This window comes from Martinezella tropici, from assembly GCF_008370325.1.
Taxonomy (GTDB): Bacteria; Pseudomonadota; Alphaproteobacteria; order Rhizobiales; family Rhizobiaceae; genus Rhizobium; species Rhizobium tropici_B.
Genome location: NZ_VNIP01000011.1, coordinates 443,244 through 460,038 on the forward strand (window position 1 = coordinate 443,244; position 16,795 = coordinate 460,038).

Consider the following 16,795-nt stretch of genomic DNA (forward strand, 5'->3'; position numbering starts at 1 on the left):
CGCGGATCATCGCCTGTGCCGGACTGGTAAACGAATTAGAAAGGACCTGGTTCTTTTGGTTGGCCGAGTGCCTGCATGCGGCCCTTCTGTATCAAATCAGGACACGTAGGCCTGGCATGATTTCTGCTTCGTCGGCGTCATTCAGGGAGTTCGCAATGATCCAACGCCGCGCCTTCATCGCTTCCCTCGCCGCCTCGGCAGCGGCTGGCCTGCTAGCGCCCCGCGTTTTCGCCGTGCCGCTTGCGAAGATGACGAGCGCCGAGCTGCGCGGGCCGATCGACGCCATTGCGCTGAAGACGACGCCGGGCGCGAGCGACATCAGGAGTGGCAAGCTGCAGGCGATGATCGACAATGCGGCGCGCAGCAACATGCCGCTGTTCCTGCCACCGGGCACCTACAATATCTCCAACCTGACACTCCCCAATAATACGCGCATCACAGGCGTTCCCGGTGCTTCGCGGCTCGTCTATAGTGGTGACGGCTATCTGATGAATGCGGACAAGGCCAAACGCATCGAACTTTCCGGCCTCGTCTTCGACGGTGGCAATCGCTGGCTCGCCGACTATACCGGCGGCCTCTTGCAATTTACCGGCGTCGACGAGGTGTTGATCGACAATTGCGAAGTTACCGGCAGCCGCAAGCATGCGATGCAGCTGGAACGCTGTGGCGGCCGGATCGAGCGCAGCCGCATCTCTGGCGCTGCGGAAACCGGCATCTATTCAGTCCAGTCAACCGGATTGGCTGTCGCCGACAATCGCGTCGAGGATTGCGGCAATGGCGGCATTCTCATCCATCGCTGGGAAAAAGCGGAGGATGGTAGCAGCGTCACCAATAACCGCATTGCCCGCATCCGCGCCAATGGCGGCGGCACGGGCCAGAACGGCAATGGCATCAATGTCTTCCGCGCCGATGGCGTCACGGTCTCGGGCAACCAAATCGCCGATTGCGCCTTTACTGCGATCCGCGCCAACTCGGCATCGAATGTGCAGATCTCGAACAATCAATGCCTCCGTTCGGGCGAAACCGCCATCTATTGCGAATTCGAGTTCGTGGGCGCCGCGATCAACAACAATCTGGTCGATGGCGCCGCCAACGGCATCTCGGTCACCAATTTCGACAAGGGCGGAAGGCTCGCTTCTGTGACGGGCAATGTTATCCGCAACCTGGCGCTTACGGCACCCTACGCACAGGACGGCGGCTTTGGCGTCGGCATCTCGGCCGAAGCCGATACACTGATTTCAGATAATGTCATCGAGAATGCGCCGCTCTGGGGCTTGAGGCTCGGCTGGGGTCAATATCTCCGTAATGTGGTCGCGACCGGCAATATCGTCAGACGTGCGGGCATCGGCTGCGTGGTCTCGGTCGCCGACGGCGCCGGTTCGGCTGTGATTTCAGGCAATCTCTTCCAGGAGATGCAGCACGCCGCGATCATGGGTTTTCGCTGGGACAAGCCGGCATCGGGTGAGTTGGCCAAGGCAAACACGCAGTTCCCGCAGCTTACCATCGAAAACAACAGGCTTCTCTAAAGCGCATCGCGATCTTTCAGATTCGCTTCTGGCGCTTTAGGTCTTTGATTTTGCGCATGTCGTTGTCGCAAAACCGCCGAACACTTTTGCGCGACATGCTTTAGGCCGGCCGCCAGTTCGGCTGCCGCTTCTCGAAGAAGGCGGTGACACCCTCCTTCGCCTCCTCGGTCTCCCAGGCATCGGCCAATTGCTCGACGACGTGATCGATCATGCCATCGGTGATCGGCCTGCCGACGGAGCGCGCCAGGGCTTTGGCGCGGGCGGCCGCCTGCGGAGACGCCGCCAGGAAATGGCGGACCTCCGCCTCCACGGCTTCATCCAGCGCCTCCTCCGCCACGACCCGCGACAGCAGGCCGGCGGCATGTGCCTGCCAGGCATCGATGATCTTGCCGGAGAGGAAGAGCGGGCGGGCATTCTTCTCGCCGATGCGGGCAATGACATAGGGGCTGATGGTGGCGGGGATGATGCCGAGGCGCACCTCCGTCAGGCCGAAGCGCGCTGTTGATGCCGATATCACCATGTCGCAGACACTGAGTATCCCGATGCCGCCGCCGAAGGCATTGCCATGCACACGGGCGACAAGCGGTTTAGGCAACTCGTTCAATGCCTTGAATAGCATGGCGAGCCGGCGAGCTTCGACCATGCGCCCGGCGCGCGTTGCGTCGAACTGCGCGCGCATCCAGCCGAGATCGCCGCCTGCGCAGAAGCTCGCACCCTCGCCGGTGAGCACGACGACCCTCACCGCCTTGTCACGGGCGAGATCGTGCGTTGCCGCCGTCAAGTCGTCGATCATCTCCGCAGACAGCGCATTGTGCTTTTCGGAGCGCGCCAACGTGAGATGGGCAACGCCTCGTCCATCGGTGGCGACGCGGATCGTTTGCGATGTCATGCTGCACTCCTGAGGCTACGGGCAAAGGTTGCGGCGCGGGCAAGTTTTCCATCATCGAGACCGGTCTCGAAGCCGTGCAGCGCCAGATAGTGGTGAACCGCCACGGTATCGACATTGCCCTTGGCGCCGGGAGCAAAGGGGCAGCCGCCAAGACCGCCGGCGGCAGCATCGAACACCCGCAAACCCCGATCGAGAGCGACACCGATATTGTCCAATGCCCGGCCTGACGTATCGTGAAAATGGCCGGCCAGCATGGCGGCGGGGAGTTTGGCAAGAACGGCTTCCAGCATTCTGTCCACCGCCTCCGGTTCACCTCTGCCGATCGTGTCGCCAAGGCTGATCTCATAGCAGCCGAGCTCCCGCAATTGCCGGGCAACGCTCACGACATTTTGCGGCGGCACGGCGCCCTCATATGGGCATTCGACGACGCAGCTGACATAACCCCGCAACGGAACGCCGCGATTCCTGCTGGCCGCGGCGACCGGCCTGAAGCGCTCGATGCTTTCGGCGATCGAGCAATTGATATTGCGCATGGAGAAGGTTTCGGACGCTGAGGCGAAGATCGCCACCTCATCAGCACCGGCGGCAAGTGCCGCTTCGAAACCCTGCATGTTGGGTGCCAGCGCCGCATAGCGGACGCCGGCACGCCGCTTTATTCCGGCCATGACCACGGCGGCGTCCGCAAGCTGCGGAACCCATTTCGGACTGACGAAGCTCGTCACCTCGATGCGCTCGAAACCGCAATCGGAGAGTAGGTCCACCAGCTCGATCTTGCGCGCGGTATCGACCGGCTCTTTCTCATTCTGCAGGCCGTCACGCGGCGCCATTTCGACGATGGTGACGTGATTGGGAGGCTTGTCGGTCATGCCGCATCCTCCGGCCGAAGCGACAGAAGCACGGCGCTCTCGCTGGTCTGGTCGCCCTCGCCGACATGCAGGCTTTCGACGATGCCGTCACGCGCCGCCGAAAGCGTCAGCTCCATCTTCATGGCTTCCATGATGATCAGCGCCTGCCCCTTCGCCACCGTGTCGCCTTCTCTCACGCGGACGATCTTGACGAGGCCCGGCATCGGCGCGACCACGCGGTCGCCGCCGCTGGCAGCCTCCTCTGCGCCATCAAGCGGATCGAGGCGGTGGAAATGATGCGTATGTCCGTCAAAGAACAGCGTCACGGCTAAGGGCGTCTCAAAGATATCGACGTGGAACTGCCGGCCGTCGATTTCGACACGTCGGTCAACCTCATCATCTTCGAAGAGACGGACGAGAACGGAGCGATCATCGAAGGCGACGCTGAAAAATATCCGACCCTTTGCCGTCACCCGGCAACTCTTATGGCCGCCGGCAAAGTGCAGCGTGACTGGACGGCTCGCCTCGCCCCAGAGCTGCCAGGCCCCCAGCGAATGCCAGGGGTCGTTGCCAACGGTTTTAGCAAAGCCGCCCGCCTCGACAATGGCAGCGATGGCAAGGGCTGCATCGCCGGGCTGCTGCGTCGCGGTCAGCGCCTCTACGTTTCGATCGATCAGTCCCGTATCCGGATGGCCGGTGGCGAAGTCCGGTTGGCGGCTGAGCCGGATGAGAAAATCGAGATTGGTGGTGGTTCCGGCAACCTGCGTCTGCTCCAACCCGTGCGTGAGCTTGGCAAGGGCTGCCGGGCGATCCGGCGCAAGCACCGTCAGCTTGGCGATCAGCGGATCGTAATGCGGGGTGATGCTGTCGCCCTCGCGGACGCCGGCATCGATGCGGACATCACCTTCGGGAAAGCTCAAATGCGAGAGCGTGCCGGTTGCCGGCAGGAAGCCGCGTGCCGGATCTTCGGCGTAGATGCGGGCTTCGAAGGCCCAGCCGTTTATGGTGAGTTCACCTTGAGTCTTCGGCAGCGGCTCACCGCTTGCAACGCGCAATTGCCACTCCACCAGATCGACACCAGCAATCGCCTCGGTGACGGGATGCTCAACCTGCAGGCGGGTATTCATTTCCATGAAGAAGAAGCGATCCGGCGACAGGCCGTCGGAGACATCGGCGATGAATTCGACGGTGCCGGCACCGCGATAATCGATGGCCCGGGCGGCGCGAACTGCCGCTTCGCCCATGGCGCTGCGCATCTCCTCAGTCATGCCGGGGGCCGGCGCCTCCTCGATCACCTTCTGGTGCCGGCGCTGCAGCGAGCAATCGCGCTCAAAGAGATGCACGGCGTTGCCATGGCTATCACCAAAAACCTGGATCTCGATGTGGCGCGGCTTGATCAGATATTTCTCGATCAGCACGGCGTCGTCACCGAAGGCGGATCTCGCCTCGCGCTTTGCCGCCTCCAGAGACGCGCCGAAATCCTCCGGCCGGTCGACGCGGCGCATGCCCTTGCCGCCGCCGCCCGCCCGCGCCTTGATGAGAACGGGAAAGCCGATGCCATCGGCTTGCTCGACGAGGAAGCCGGGCTCCTGCCCATCGCCATGATAGCCGGGAACGACGGGCACACCGGCCCGCTCCATCAGCGCCTTGGCGGCATCCTTGAGCCCCATGGCTCGGATCGAAGCTGGCGACGGACCGATGAAGACGAGACCCGCGGCCTCGACCGCTTCGGCGAAATCGGCATTTTCCGAGAGAAAGCCGTAACCGGGATGGATGGCTTCCGCTTGGGTGTGCTGAGCCGCCGCGATGACCTTCTGCTTCGAAAGATAGCTTTCGCTCGCCGCCGCCGGGCCGATATGAACGGCCTCGTCGGCCAGCGCCACATGCAGGGCATCCCGATCAGCATCGGAATAGATGGCGACCGTGCGAATGCCGAGGCGTTGTGCCGTGCGGATAATCCGACAGGCGATTTCCCCGCGATTGGCGATCAGTATCTTCGAAAACATCGGCTGACCCTATTGCGCGGCAATGACTTCGACTTCGAGCAGCCAGGCCTTGTCGAAAATGCCAGCGATCACGACAGTCATCGCCGGCGTGAGCGAGCCAAGATATTCGCTGCGGATCTCTCGGTTCTCCATCGTGTGATGACGGTCGGCGAGAAAGGTCGTGACCTTGACGATGTCTTCCTTCGTCATGCCAGCCGCCTTCAGTTGGGCGTCGATATTGTGCCAGACCTGGCGGGCCTGCGCCTGAAAACCTTCCGGCAGGGCATCGTCGACATCGGTCGGTATCTGGCCACTGATGAAAAGCAATCGCTCGAAATTCTCGAGCTTTACGGCTTGCGCATATCCGCCGCGGGGCTTCGGCGCATTCTTGGCATTGATGGCATCGCGTTTCATCTCCATCTCCTCACATCCTGAACAGACCGAAGCGCGTGTCTTCGATCGGCGCGTTGAGTGCTGCTGAAAGCGAGAGAGCCAGCACGTCGCGGCTCTTGCGCGGGTCGATAATGCCGTCGTCCCAGAGACGCGCCGAGGCGTAGAGCGGGTGGCTCTGGGTTTCGAACATCTTGAGCGTCGGCGCCTTGAAGGCGGCCTCCTCCTCCTTCGTCCAGGGCTTGCCGGCGCGAGCCAGCGCCTCGCCGCGCACGGTGGCGAGCACGCCGGCCGCCTGCTCGCCTCCCATGACCGAGATGCGGCTGTTGGGCCAGGTCCAGAGGAAGCGCGGCGAATAGGCACGGCCGGCCATGCCGTAATTGCCGGCGCCGAAGGAGCCGCCGATCAGCATGGTGATCTTCGGGACCTTGGTCGTGGCCACAGCCGTCACTAGCTTGGCGCCGTTCTTGGCGATGCCCTCCGTCTCGTATTTGCGGCCGACCATGAAGCCGGTGATGTTCTGCAGAAAGACCAGCGGGATCTTACGCTGCGAGCAAAGCTCGACGAAATGCGCACCCTTCAGCGCCGATTCCGAGAAGAGCACGCCGTTATTGGCGATGATCCCGACGGGAATGCCATGGACATGGGCGAAACCGCAAACCAATGTGGTGCCGTAGCGCGCCTTGAACTCATCGAGCCGGGAACCGTCCACCATTCGGGCGATGATCTCGCGCACGTCATAGGGCGTGCGCAGGTCGGAAGGGACGATGCCTAGAATATCCTCGGGATCGTAAAGCGGTGCCTCGGGCGTGCGAAGCTCGACGCTTTCGGGCTTGCGGCGATTGAGATTCGCGACCGCCTGCCGCGCGAGCGCAAGCGCATGGGCATCGTCGCGCGCCAGATGATCGGCGACGCCGGAGAGACGCGTGTGCACATCGCCGCCGCCGAGATCCTCGGTCGAGACCACCTCCCCCGTCGCCGCCTTGACGAGCGGCGGGCCGGCAAGAAAGATCGTTCCCTGCTTCTCGACGATAATGGTTTCGTCGGACATGGCCGGCACATAGGCGCCGCCTGCCGTGCAGGATCCCATGACGACGGCAATCTGCGGGATGCCGGCGGCCGACATATTGGCCTGATTGTAGAAGATGCGGCCGAAATGATCGCGATCCGGAAAGACCTCGTCCTGGTTCGGCAGGTTGGCACCGCCGGAATCGACGAGATAGATGCAAGGGAGGTTGTTCTCCGCCGCAATTTCCTGAGCACGCAGATGCTTCTTCACCGTAATCGGATAGTAGGTGCCGCCTTTGACCGTGGCGTCGTTGCAGACGATCATGCAATCGCGGCCGGAAACGCGGCCGATCCCGGTAATCAGACCGGCACCCGGCGCCTCGCCGCCATAGAGACCATGAGCGGCTGTCGTCCCGATCTCCAGAAACGGCGTGGCGGGATCGATCAGGCCGGCAACGCGGTCGCGCGGCAGCATCTTGCCACGGCTGACATGGCGCTCCCGCGCCTGCGCTCCTCCGCCTTCCGCCGCCTGCGACGCAGCAGCCTCGGTGACACCGATCGCTTCCAGCATGGCAGCGCGGTTGTCGCGGAAGCGATCCGTATGCGTCGATATCTCTGATTTCAGGACGGTCATGCGGCCTCGCGGATCAGTAAAATGAAATTCGAAATCAGGCCGTTTCGCCGAACAACTCGCGGCCGATCAGCATCCGCCGGATTTCGGACGTGCCGGCGCCGATCTCATAGAGTTTGGCGTCACGCAGCAGCCGGCCGGCGGGATAATCATTGGTGTAGCCATTGCCGCCGAGCGCTTGGATACATTCGAGCGCCAGCGCCGTCGCCTTTTCAGCGGAGTAGAGAATGCAGCCGGCGGCATCCTTGCGGGTCGTCTCGCCTCGGTCGCAAGCGGCGGCCACCGCATAGACATAGGCGCGCGCGGCATTCATGGTGACATACATGTCGGCCAGCTTGCCCTGCATCAGCTGGAACTCGCCAATCGACTGGCCGAACTGTTTGCGCTCATGCATGTAGGGCAGCACGACATCCATACAGGCAGCCATGATCCCGATGGGGCCGCCCGAGAGCACGACGCGCTCATAGTCGAGGCCCGACATCAGCACGCGGGCGCCGCCATCGACTTCACCCAGAACATTTTCCTCCGGCACTTCGCAATCGAGAAAGATCAGCTCGGAGGTATTCGAGCCGCGCATGCCGAGCTTGTCGAGCTTCTGGCCGACGGAGAAGCCGGGAAAGCCTTTTTCGACGAGGAAGGCGGTGATCCCTCGCGGGCCGGCATCCGGCGAGGTCTTGGCATAGACGACGAGGACATCGGCATCGGGGCCATTGGTGATCCACATCTTGCTGCCGTTCAGCACATAGCGGCCGCCACGCTTTTCGGCATGCAGCTTCATGGAGACGACATCGGAGCCGGCGTCAGGCTCCGACATGGCAAGCGCGCCGACATGCTCGCCTGAAATCAGCCGCGGCAGATAACGCTCCTTCTGCGCCGTCGTGCCGTTGCGGTGGATCTGGTTAACACAGAGGTTGGAATGGGCGCCGTAGCTTAGGCCGACGGAGGCGGAAGCGCGGCTGATTTCCTCCATCGCCACCGTATGGGCGAGATAACCGAGGCCTGCCCCGCCGAAGGCTTCGTCGACGGTGATCCCGAGCAGGCCGAGATCGCCCATCTCCCGCCACAGATGCATCGGGAAACTGTTGATGCGGTCAATTTCATCAGCAAATGGTGCAATACGGTTGGCAGCAAAACGGCGCACCTGTTCGCGCAACGCCTCGATGTCCTCGCCAAGCGCAAAGTTCAATCCCCCTGCAAACATCCGGCTTCTCCTCCCGATCGTCCCGAACCCGCGATCCTTACGAACCTATATCTCTTCCTGCCCGCTTCAAGTTTTGGCCGGCGCCGTCATGCGGCATCGGCAGGCACATGCTGCTTGCCCTGCTTCTCCTCAGGCGTCTCATAGGCCTTCAGCTTGTCAGCGATTTTCACCATGATCCTGCGGGCGGCCTCCTCCTTGACCGGTCCGAAGCCTCTTATCTCATCAAACAGCGAGAGGATGGCAAGGGCCTCGGCCTCGTTGTCGTGACGCAGGCCGGCAAGCACACGCGCGGCGATCCCTTCGTAATCAGCAATCAGCCGACGCTCCAGCCGACGTTCAGCCATGTAACCAAAGGGATCGAGAGCGGTGCCGCGCAGCCGCTTCATCGGTGCAAGGGCACGCAGCAACGGCAGGATCCAGGCGCCGAACTCGCGCTTCTTCGGCCGACCATTCGGATCTTTACCGCCGAGTATGGGCGGGGCAAGGTTGAGAGCCAGCTTGAAATCGCCTTCCATCTCCTCGCGCAGATGCGCCTCGAAAGCGGGATCCGTCAGCAGGCGGGCGACCTCGTATTCGTCCTTGTAGGCCAGAATGCGCGCATAGGTGACGGCGACGGCAAAAGGCACCTTGTCCGAAAGCCGCTCCCTTGCAGCCAGCGCATTGGCGCGGGCGACGAAGGCAGCATAGCGTTCGGCAAGGGCTGCATTCTGATAGGCCGTCAGATGCGCCTTACGGTGCTTGATGAGTTCATCAAGGCTCATCTCCGCCAGCGTCTTGCCCGTCTCCGGCTCGGCCATCATGGCATGCACGGTCTGCGGATCATGCGCCAGAAGCCGACCCCACTGGAAGGCGGAAAGGCTGGCCTTGACCGCAACACCGTTCAGCTCGATCGCCTTTTCGATCGCCTCCAGCGACAGCGGCAGCAGGCCGCGCTGCCAGGCAAAGCCGGTGAGCAGGATATTGGTCGATATGGCATCGCCGGTCACCTCGGTCGCGACGTGATTGAAATCGAGGAAGACGGACTTATCGCTGACGGTCTTGGCGATGGTGTGCTGTATCGAGCCGACCTTGAAATCGAAATCGCGGTTGCGGACGAAATCGGCGACCGGCATCAAGCCGGTGTTGACAATGGCGGTCGTGCGCGTCGACGAGCAGAGCGTGATCGCATCCTTGGAGGCGCCCACCACTTCATCCGCTGCAAACAGCAGATCGGCACCGCCATTGACAATGCGCGAGGAGGTGACATCGGCCTGATTGTGCCCGATACGCAAGTGGCTCATGACAGCGCCGCCCTTCTGGGCGAGGCCAGCCATGTCGAGGATCATCGGCACCTTGCCGTCGAGATGCGCGGCCATGCCGAGGATCGCGCCGATCGTCAGGATGCCGGTGCCGCCGACGCCGGCGATCGCGATGTTCCAGGGCCGATCGCCGATGACGGGGATTTCGGGCATCGGCACATCGACATCGGCATGGTCAAGCGCTTTGCGCTTGCGGCGCTTGCCGCCATGAACAGTCACGAAGGACGGGCAGAAGCCTTTGACGCAGGAGAAATCCTTGTTGCAGCTCGATTGGTTGATCTGGCGCTTGCGGCCGAACTCCGTCTCAAGCGGCTCGACGGAGATGCAGTTGGATTGCACCGAGCAATCACCGCAGCCCTCGCAGACAGCCGGATTGATGAAGACGCGCTTGGCTGGGTCCTCCATCAGACCGCGGCTGCGGCGACGGCGCTTCTCCGCCGCACAGGTCTGGACATAGACGATCGCCGAGCAGCCCTCGGTCTCGCGCAGCGTCAGCATAACCTGATCGATATGATCGCGATGCAGCACCTTGACGCCGGGCGCAAGCTCGGAGGCGCGATAGGCATCGGGATTATCAGACAGCAGGTAGATCGGCTTGACACCCTCGTCATGCAGCTGCTTCGTCACCAGCTCCGGCGTCAGGTAGCCATCGATCGGCTGGCCGCCGGTCATGGCGACGGCATCGTTGTAGAGCAGCTTGTAGGTGACGTTGACCTTGGAGGCGACGGACTGACGGATGGCGAGAATACCTGAATGGAAATAGGTGCCGTCACCGAGATTGACGAACATGTGCTTTTCGTCGGTGTAGCGGGCGATCGCCGTCCACGGCACGCCTTCGCCGCCCATCTGGGTGAAGGTCTCGGTATTGCGGTCCATCCAGGTAACCATGTAGTGGCAGCCGATGCCGGCAATGGCGCGGCTGCCTTCTGGAACCCTGGTGGACGTATTGTGCGGACAGCCGGAGCAGAAGAAGGGCGTGCGGTTCAGCGGCGCAACGTGACTGCGGCTGATCTGGCCGCGCTCTGCAAGATAGGCGAGCTTGGCGGCGATGCGGTCATGCAGGCCCTGATCGAGATCGAGCTTGACGATGCGTCCGGCGATCGCTCGCGCCACCGCGCCCACGGTCAATGCTGCCGACAGGCTGAGATAGGGCTTGTCGTGCTCGTCGAACTTGCCGACGATGCGCGGACGGACATCGGCCCGCCAGTTGAAGAGCTGCTGCTTGATCTGGTTCTCGATGATCTCGCGTCGTTCCTCAACGACAAGAACCTCGTCCAGCCCTTCGGAGAAATGGCGGACGGCCTCGGGCTCCAGCGGCCAGGGCATGCGCACTTTCAAGATACGCAGGCCGATGTCAGCCATTTCCTTCGGACCGATCTCGAGTTCGCGCAGCGCCTGCAGCACATCCTCATAGGCCTTGCCGGACGAGATGATGCCGAGGCGGGCGTTCGGCACATCGTGCGTGATTTCGTCGACGCGATTGGCACGGGCAAAGGCGATGGCCGCATAGGCCTTGTAGGTCTGCAGACGATCGTCCTGCACCAGCGGCGGATCAGGCCAGCGTAAATTCAAGCCACCGGGCGGCATTTCGAAATCGGTCGGCAGGACGAATTGCCGCCTCTCGCCCGAGAGATCGACGGCCGCCGTCGTTTCTACGGTATCGGCGATGAACTTCATGCCGACCCAGCAGCCGGAATAGCGCGACATGGCAATGCCGAGCAGACCGTATTCGAGGAATTCGTGAATAGAGGAAGGGTAGATGACCGGGATAACCGCCGACATGAAATCATGGTCGGTCTGGTGCGGCATGGTGGAGGATTTGGCGGAATGATCGTCGCCGGCGAAACAGAGGACGCCGCCATGCTTGGAGGTGCCGGCGGCATTGGCGTGCTTCAGCACGTCACCGGAGCGGTCGACGCCAGGACCTTTGCCATACCAGATGCCGAGCACGCCATCCTTGCGGGCACCGGGGGAAAGACCGACCTGCTGCGAGCCCCAGACGGCCGTCGCGGCAAGATCCTCGTTGATCCCGGGCTGGAAGGTGACATCGTAGGCGTCGAGATAAGTCTTGGCTTTCAGAAGCTGCTGATCGTAGCCGCCGAGCGGCGAGCCGCGATAACCTGATATGAAGGCTGCCGTATTGAGGCCGGCGGCGCGGTCGCGTCGCATCTGGGTCATGGGCAGCCGCACCAGCGTCTGCAGGCCGCTCATGAAAACGCGGCCTTCCTCGGCGGTATATTTGTCGTCTAGCGATACACTGGTCGCAAGCATCTGCTCTCCTCCCGAGATCGCAGTCACCAAATGCGCTTATGCATTTCTCCGGCTGCCTCCTACCGCATCCGATGAAATCACGACTCGAATCTAACATGCACGGGCGCTAATTTCCGAACGAAGGCTGAGCATCGCCGGCATGATTTGCAAAGAATTCGGGGAGCGGTTGATATTTTCATGCTTGCTCTGTGCCTACCACCCGCCCTCGTCGTTCGAGGCTCCGGCCTCATGGCCTGCGCACTTCACCATGAGGCTCGTCTTTTGCAGGGGAGGAGGTGGCAGTATACACCATTCCATCAGAACCTTTCATCGAGATATCAACCGCAAGGCCTTCCGCTCTTCCCAAGCGACCAATAATGTCGCGCCGACTCGAATCTGGGAGACCCATATGCTGACGATCTACGGTGTCTATCGCTCGCGCGCTTCGCGCAACTACTGGATGGCAGGGGAGCTCGGCGTCGAGTTCGATTCCGTGCCGGTCATGCAGGCCAGCCGGCTGCCCAACCCGCTTGCCGCCGATGCGCCGATCAACACGATGTCGCTGGAGTTTCTGGCGGTCAATCCGATGGGCATGATCCCCTGCATCAGGGATGGCGATCTCATCCTGCATGAATCGCTCGCCATCAATCTTTACCTCGCGCGCAAGTATGGCGGCCCGCTGGCCGGCAAAACGATCGAGGAAGAAGGGCAGATGTCGATGTGGACCATGTGGGCGGCGACCGAAGTCGAGCCCTACAGCGTTGCGCTCGTCCGCATCTATGACAATAGCCAGGAAAACAGCGAGGCCGGCAAGGCCGGGATCGCCGTTGCCTGCCGCTCGCTGAAGAAGCCGCTCGACGTCTTGGAGAAGCACCTGCAAAATCAGGATTATCTCGTCGGCAACCGCTTTACCGCCGCCGATCTCAACCTTGCGGAAGTGATGCGCTATGCCCAGACAGAACAGGAATTGTTCGATGCGCGTCCGAAGATGAAAGCCTGGATCGAGCGTTGCCAGTCGCGCGATGCCTATAAGGCCATGCAGGCGACGCGCGGCAAGGAGCCGGTCTGATTGATTCTATTGGAAGAGACGCATGCTCTCTTCCATCTCCTCGCGTATCCAGGCCTTGAAGGCGGAGACCTTCTTCGGCTCGCGCACGCCGGCGGTCGTGACGAAATAATGGCCGAAGCCGGTCTTTGCGCGGATGCCGAAGGGATCGACGAGGCATTTCTGCTGCAGCGCATAGGCAGCCAGCGTCTGCCAGGCGAGCATCACCCCCTGCCCCGCTATGGCCGCATCCAGACAGAGCGACGCGTCGTTGAAGATGTGCCGCTCTTCCATGCAATGGCCTGAGAGCCCGGCCTTGCGCAGCCACACCTCCCAGCCAAACATCGCATGTCCGTCGATGACGGCGGGGATTTTCAGGATATCGGCGGGCTCCCGCAGCGTCGCCGCGACCCGCGGCGTGACGACCGGGAACACTTCCTGCGCCAGCAGCAGCTCGGCCTTGACGCCGGGCCATTGTCCGCTGCCGACGCGAATGCCGATATCGACATCCGACGTCGCCGGACTGATGAGCCGCGTGGTGGCATCGATGCGCAGGCGGATATCCGGATGACGGCTGGCAAATCGATCGAGCCGGTACACCAGCCAGCGGGCCGCAAAGACCGGTGCAACCGAGATGGTGAGGATATTCTCGTCCTTGTGCTGCGCGAGGGCGATTGCCGCCGACAATGACTGAAAGCCTTCGCCAAGCCTCGTCAATACCGCCAGCCCCGATGCCGTCGCCATCATCCCTTTGGGGGTTCGCTCGAACAGAGGCCGACCGAGCTGCGCCTCCGCCTTGATGACCTGCTGGCTGACCGCGCCAACCGTCACGCCGAGTTCGTCGGCTGCCGCCTGCAGCGAACCGAGCCGGCCGACTGCCTCGAGGGCGCGAAGACCATTCAGATGAACGTTGTTGAGGTTTCTCATTATAGAATATCTATATCAGCATCTCGTCATTCTCAATTGCGCAAAGTCGGAATACGCGCGATTATTGCAGCATGAAATTGAAACCGCCGCCACTCCGCTGGCTGATACGCCTATGGTTGCGTCGATGCGGAGATCCAAGGAGGCAATCACATGTCGATCTTGAAGCTTTTCTTCAGTCATCTGCTGGAAGAGGATCGCGAAGCGGAAAGCGATCCGCTGCAGCACCCGATGCTCGCGAGCATGTCGCTGGAAGAACTGGCCGACCTGCCGCTGATGCCGGAAAATCTCGGGCGTCCTATGGACAAGCGGTGCGTTCAGCCGGAAGAATGCGCGTAAGAGCGACCTACTTCACGCGCAAACATGACATCGGCCACCGATATGGACGCCATTGCGGAACGATTGCAGCGGCTTGTGGCGCAAGCCCGGCTGCCGGCGGTTGAACCGGGCCTGCATTACGGCCTGCCGGCCTTCAAAATCGGCGGCAAAGCCTTCGTCACAGTGAAGAATAACGAGACCATCGTGCTGTCGCTGCCGATAGACCGCAAGGAACAGCTGATGGAAATGGCGCCGGAGATCTATTTCCAGACCGATCACTATGTCGGCTGGCCGTCCCTACCCCTGCACATCGGTGCGATCGGCGATGAGGAATTGCAGCAGCGCCTGATCGAGGCGTGGCGGCACCGCGCCCCGAAAAAGCTTCTGGCAGAATTCGGCCGGATATGATCAACCCTTCTCGACGGCAAGCGCCTTCTGAACCGCAGGACGCTCAAGCATGCGCTGATAATGGGCGTTCACCTTCGTGAACTGGCTGCGATCGACACCGTCTCCCGGCAGCCACGTCTCCATGGTGAAGAGATAGCCGTCGGCAACGGTATATTGTTCGCCCATTACCCAAGGACCTTTCAGCATCTTGTCTTCGATCAAGGTGAAGGCCTCCGTCATGGTCTGGGGCACCTTGGCCTTCATTGTCTCGATGGCCGCCGCATCGTCGGTCCAGCGATAGCCGCGTCCCTTATGCGAATGATTCACATGAACGGTGGAGGCGATGTAGCCGTTGAAGGATTGCATCTGCGCAAGTTCAAAGGGATCATCGAGAGGCGCCAGCTTTGCGGCGGGCACACTCTGGGCGATGTAAGTCAGGATCGCGATATTCTCGGTGATGACGCCTCGGTCGGTGACCAGTGCGGGAACGCGGCCCTTGGGGTTGATGGCCAGATAGTCCGGTTGGCGCTGATCACCATTGGCGAGGTTGAGGCGCCGGGGCTCATAGGCGAGACCCGATTCTTCCAGGGCAATCAGACTGGCGAGCGCGCAGCTTCCTGGCGCGAAGTAGAATGTCAGCATGTTCCGTTCCTCGATTGAATTCCGGGAGGAAGCTAAAGGCAAGCCGGCCAATACGGAAGTGGCTGATGTTGATAGCTGCAACAAAAGGTTTTGATCGATCGGCACGGTGTGCCCATCCATGCGACAAGAGGCGCTTGGATGGGCAATTCATACTCAGGCGCAGCCGGGCACGTCTTCCAGCCTGTACCAGACGGGAATGCCGCGCTCGCGAGCGATGCGGACATCATTGTCGGCACCCTTGGACTCGCCGGGCAGTCTCAGCACACCCTCGCAAAGCTGCAGCAGGCGGCCCGCTGTCGGGTGGAAGATCTCCTCGTAGAGTTCGTCACCGATGCTCTTGCCGCCGGCCGCATGCCAGACCGGCAAGGCAACCCATTCGCCAATCATCGGCAGATGCCCTGCCTTGAATAGGGCGTAGGACGGCTCCTCAAGGCGCTTGAGGTTCTCAGTCATCTTCTTCGGATCATCGCCGGTGCCGGAGCGATAGGGCCCGGCAATCAAGATCAACATGTCATGTCTCCATTTCTAACTCCTGCTTCCTGCAGGAATTTACACGAATATGCGCATATTTTCTTGAATGTCGAATCGATTCTGATAAATTCATGTTTATTCGTGAAATAACGTGCAGAGACCGACATGCTGACCAGTCAACGCAAAGCCCTCATTCTCGACAGATTACGCCGCGACGGCCAGGTGATCGCCAAGGTTCTGGCCGACGATCTCGGCCTGTCGGAAGACACGATCCGCAGGGATCTGCGCGAAATGGCGGCGGAGAAACTGCTGAAGCGGGTGCACGGCGGCGCGCTGCCGCTCTCGCCGGAACTTCCGGATTTTACTGCCCGGCAGGCGGTCTCATCGGATGCGAAGCGGCGGCTCGGCGCCTATGCGGCCAAAATGATCCAGCCGGGCCAGACTGTATTCCTCGATGGCGGCACCACCAATGCCGAGATCGCCCGTCAGCTTCCGAAGGATCTCGCCGCCACCATCGTCACCCACAGCCCGACGATCGCAGGCGAACTGGAATATCATCCCGCCGCCGAGGTGATCCTCATCGGCGGTAAGCTTTACAAGCATTCGATGGTCGCGACGGGTGCGGCCGCCATGGCGACGATCGCATCCATTAGGGCGGATATCTTCTTTCTCGGAGTCACCGCCATCCATCCCGCCCGCGGTTTTTCAACCGGCGATTTCGAGGAGGCGGCCATCAAGCGGCATATAGCCCAATGCTCGGCCGAAACCTACGTATTGGCGACGAGCGAAAAGCTTGACGCGGCCTCCCCATGCCAGATCCTGCCGATGGAGGGTGTTTCCGGCCTGATCGTGCCGTCCGATGTCGCGGAGGAAAACCTGGCGCTCTATCGGGAGACCGAGGTCGCGCTTTTTCTGGCCTGACGCCGCCTGCGCATCCGCGCCATAGAATTGAAACGCCACGCCGGGATTTGCATCATCATCATCA

15 protein-coding genes are annotated in these 16,795 nt (G+C 61.6%); 5 read left to right on the forward strand and 10 right to left on the reverse strand.

Translation table 11 applies throughout. The features are described from left to right. Positions 1–155: 155 nt before the first annotated feature. The gene (locus FP026_RS23055; RefSeq protein WP_149636908.1) at positions 156–1,526 is read left to right on the forward strand and encodes a TIGR03808 family TAT-translocated repetitive protein; all 1,371 of its coding nucleotides are present in this window, start codon (positions 156–158) and stop codon (positions 1,524–1,526) included. 100 nt (positions 1,527–1,626) lie between these two features. Here FP026_RS23055 and FP026_RS23060 read toward each other — a convergent pair whose 3' ends face one another. From FP026_RS23060 to FP026_RS23090, 7 genes are all read right to left on the reverse strand, one after another. Next, positions 1,627–2,415 (reverse strand): crotonase/enoyl-CoA hydratase family protein, encoded by a 789-nt coding sequence (locus FP026_RS23060; RefSeq protein WP_149636909.1) that lies wholly within the window; start codon positions 2,413–2,415, stop codon positions 1,627–1,629. Beyond that, positions 2,412–3,281, reverse strand: a complete 870-nt coding sequence (locus FP026_RS23065) for a hydroxymethylglutaryl-CoA lyase (RefSeq protein WP_149636910.1) — start codon at positions 3,279–3,281, stop codon at positions 2,412–2,414. The genes FP026_RS23060 and FP026_RS23065 overlap by 4 nt, the downstream gene beginning before the upstream one ends. After that, entirely contained in the window at positions 3,278–5,266 is a 1,989-nt protein-coding gene (locus FP026_RS23070) for an acetyl/propionyl/methylcrotonyl-CoA carboxylase subunit alpha (RefSeq protein WP_149636911.1), read from the reverse strand. The genes FP026_RS23065 and FP026_RS23070 overlap by 4 nt, the downstream gene beginning before the upstream one ends. Positions 5,267–5,275: 9 nt before the next feature. Then, complete coding sequence (locus FP026_RS23075) at positions 5,276–5,659, reverse strand: RidA family protein (RefSeq protein WP_149636912.1); 384 nt, start codon at positions 5,657–5,659, stop codon at positions 5,276–5,278. A 10-nt stretch (positions 5,660–5,669) separates the two neighbouring features. Continuing rightward, positions 5,670–7,277, reverse strand: coding sequence for a carboxyl transferase domain-containing protein (locus tag FP026_RS23080; protein WP_149636913.1), 1,608 nt, complete (start codon positions 7,275–7,277; stop codon positions 5,670–5,672). Between the two features lie 34 nt (positions 7,278–7,311). Continuing rightward, positions 7,312–8,475, reverse strand: a complete 1,164-nt coding sequence (locus tag FP026_RS23085) for an isovaleryl-CoA dehydrogenase (RefSeq protein ID WP_149636914.1) — start codon at positions 8,473–8,475, stop codon at positions 7,312–7,314. An 86-nt stretch (positions 8,476–8,561) separates the two neighbouring features. After that, positions 8,562–12,044, reverse strand: coding sequence for an indolepyruvate ferredoxin oxidoreductase family protein (locus tag FP026_RS23090; RefSeq protein ID WP_149636915.1), 3,483 nt, complete (start codon positions 12,042–12,044; stop codon positions 8,562–8,564). Positions 12,045–12,432: 388 nt separating this feature from the next. Here FP026_RS23090 and FP026_RS23095 point away from each other — a divergent pair, with 388 nt between their 5' ends. Next, the gene (locus FP026_RS23095) at positions 12,433–13,092 is read left to right on the forward strand and encodes a glutathione S-transferase family protein (protein ID WP_149636916.1); all 660 of its coding nucleotides are present in this window, start codon (positions 12,433–12,435) and stop codon (positions 13,090–13,092) included. A 6-nt stretch (positions 13,093–13,098) separates the two neighbouring features. Here FP026_RS23095 and FP026_RS23100 read toward each other — a convergent pair whose 3' ends face one another. Continuing rightward, entirely contained in the window at positions 13,099–13,995 is an 897-nt protein-coding gene (locus FP026_RS23100) for a LysR substrate-binding domain-containing protein (protein WP_149636917.1), read from the reverse strand. Between the two features lie 150 nt (positions 13,996–14,145). On the opposite strand from FP026_RS23100, the gene FP026_RS23105 reads away from it, so the two are divergent. Next, positions 14,146–14,331 (forward strand): hypothetical protein, encoded by a 186-nt coding sequence (locus FP026_RS23105; RefSeq protein WP_149636918.1) that lies wholly within the window; start codon positions 14,146–14,148, stop codon positions 14,329–14,331. Positions 14,332–14,355: 24 nt separating this feature from the next. Then, positions 14,356–14,718, forward strand: a complete 363-nt coding sequence (locus FP026_RS23110; RefSeq protein ID WP_149636919.1) for an MmcQ/YjbR family DNA-binding protein — start codon at positions 14,356–14,358, stop codon at positions 14,716–14,718. Here the strand turns inward: FP026_RS23110 and FP026_RS23115 are convergent, their stop codons facing one another. After that, positions 14,719–15,339 (reverse strand): glutathione S-transferase family protein, encoded by a 621-nt coding sequence (locus FP026_RS23115; RefSeq protein ID WP_149636920.1) that lies wholly within the window; start codon positions 15,337–15,339, stop codon positions 14,719–14,721. Between the two features lie 153 nt (positions 15,340–15,492). Beyond that, positions 15,493–15,849 (reverse strand): DUF4406 domain-containing protein, encoded by a 357-nt coding sequence (locus FP026_RS23120; protein WP_149636921.1) that lies wholly within the window; start codon positions 15,847–15,849, stop codon positions 15,493–15,495. 126 nt (positions 15,850–15,975) lie between these two features. Between FP026_RS23120 and FP026_RS23125 the strand changes: the two genes are divergently transcribed. Further along, positions 15,976–16,731, forward strand: coding sequence for a DeoR/GlpR family DNA-binding transcription regulator (locus FP026_RS23125; RefSeq protein WP_149636922.1), 756 nt, complete (start codon positions 15,976–15,978; stop codon positions 16,729–16,731). Positions 16,732–16,795 lie beyond the last annotated feature (64 nt).

Coding starts and splice junctions, on each gene's coding strand:
- FP026_RS23085 (WP_149636914.1), bottom strand. CDS start 8,475: ATGTTTGCAGGGGGATTGAACTTTGCGCTTGGCGAGGACATCGAGGCG.
- FP026_RS23065 (WP_149636910.1), bottom strand. CDS start 3,281: ATGACCGACAAGCCTCCCAATCACGTCACCATCGTCGAAATGGCGCCG.
- FP026_RS23115 (WP_149636920.1), bottom strand. CDS start 15,339: ATGCTGACATTCTACTTCGCGCCAGGAAGCTGCGCGCTCGCCAGTCTG.
- FP026_RS23125 (WP_149636922.1), top strand. CDS start 15,976: ATGCTGACCAGTCAACGCAAAGCCCTCATTCTCGACAGATTACGCCGC.
- FP026_RS23095 (WP_149636916.1), top strand. CDS start 12,433: ATGCTGACGATCTACGGTGTCTATCGCTCGCGCGCTTCGCGCAACTAC.
- FP026_RS23055 (WP_149636908.1), top strand. CDS start 156: ATGATCCAACGCCGCGCCTTCATCGCTTCCCTCGCCGCCTCGGCAGCG.
- FP026_RS23120 (WP_149636921.1), bottom strand. CDS start 15,849: ATGTTGATCTTGATTGCCGGGCCCTATCGCTCCGGCACCGGCGATGAT.
- FP026_RS23110 (WP_149636919.1), top strand. CDS start 14,356: ATGACATCGGCCACCGATATGGACGCCATTGCGGAACGATTGCAGCGG.
- FP026_RS23075 (WP_149636912.1), bottom strand. CDS start 5,659: ATGAAACGCGATGCCATCAATGCCAAGAATGCGCCGAAGCCCCGCGGC.
- FP026_RS23090 (WP_149636915.1), bottom strand. CDS start 12,044: ATGCTTGCGACCAGTGTATCGCTAGACGACAAATATACCGCCGAGGAA.
- FP026_RS23100 (WP_149636917.1), bottom strand. CDS start 13,995: ATGAGAAACCTCAACAACGTTCATCTGAATGGTCTTCGCGCCCTCGAG.
- FP026_RS23080 (WP_149636913.1), bottom strand. CDS start 7,277: ATGACCGTCCTGAAATCAGAGATATCGACGCATACGGATCGCTTCCGC.
- FP026_RS23060 (WP_149636909.1), bottom strand. CDS start 2,415: ATGACATCGCAAACGATCCGCGTCGCCACCGATGGACGAGGCGTTGCC.
- FP026_RS23070 (WP_149636911.1), bottom strand. CDS start 5,266: ATGTTTTCGAAGATACTGATCGCCAATCGCGGGGAAATCGCCTGTCGG.
- FP026_RS23105 (WP_149636918.1), top strand. CDS start 14,146: ATGTCGATCTTGAAGCTTTTCTTCAGTCATCTGCTGGAAGAGGATCGC.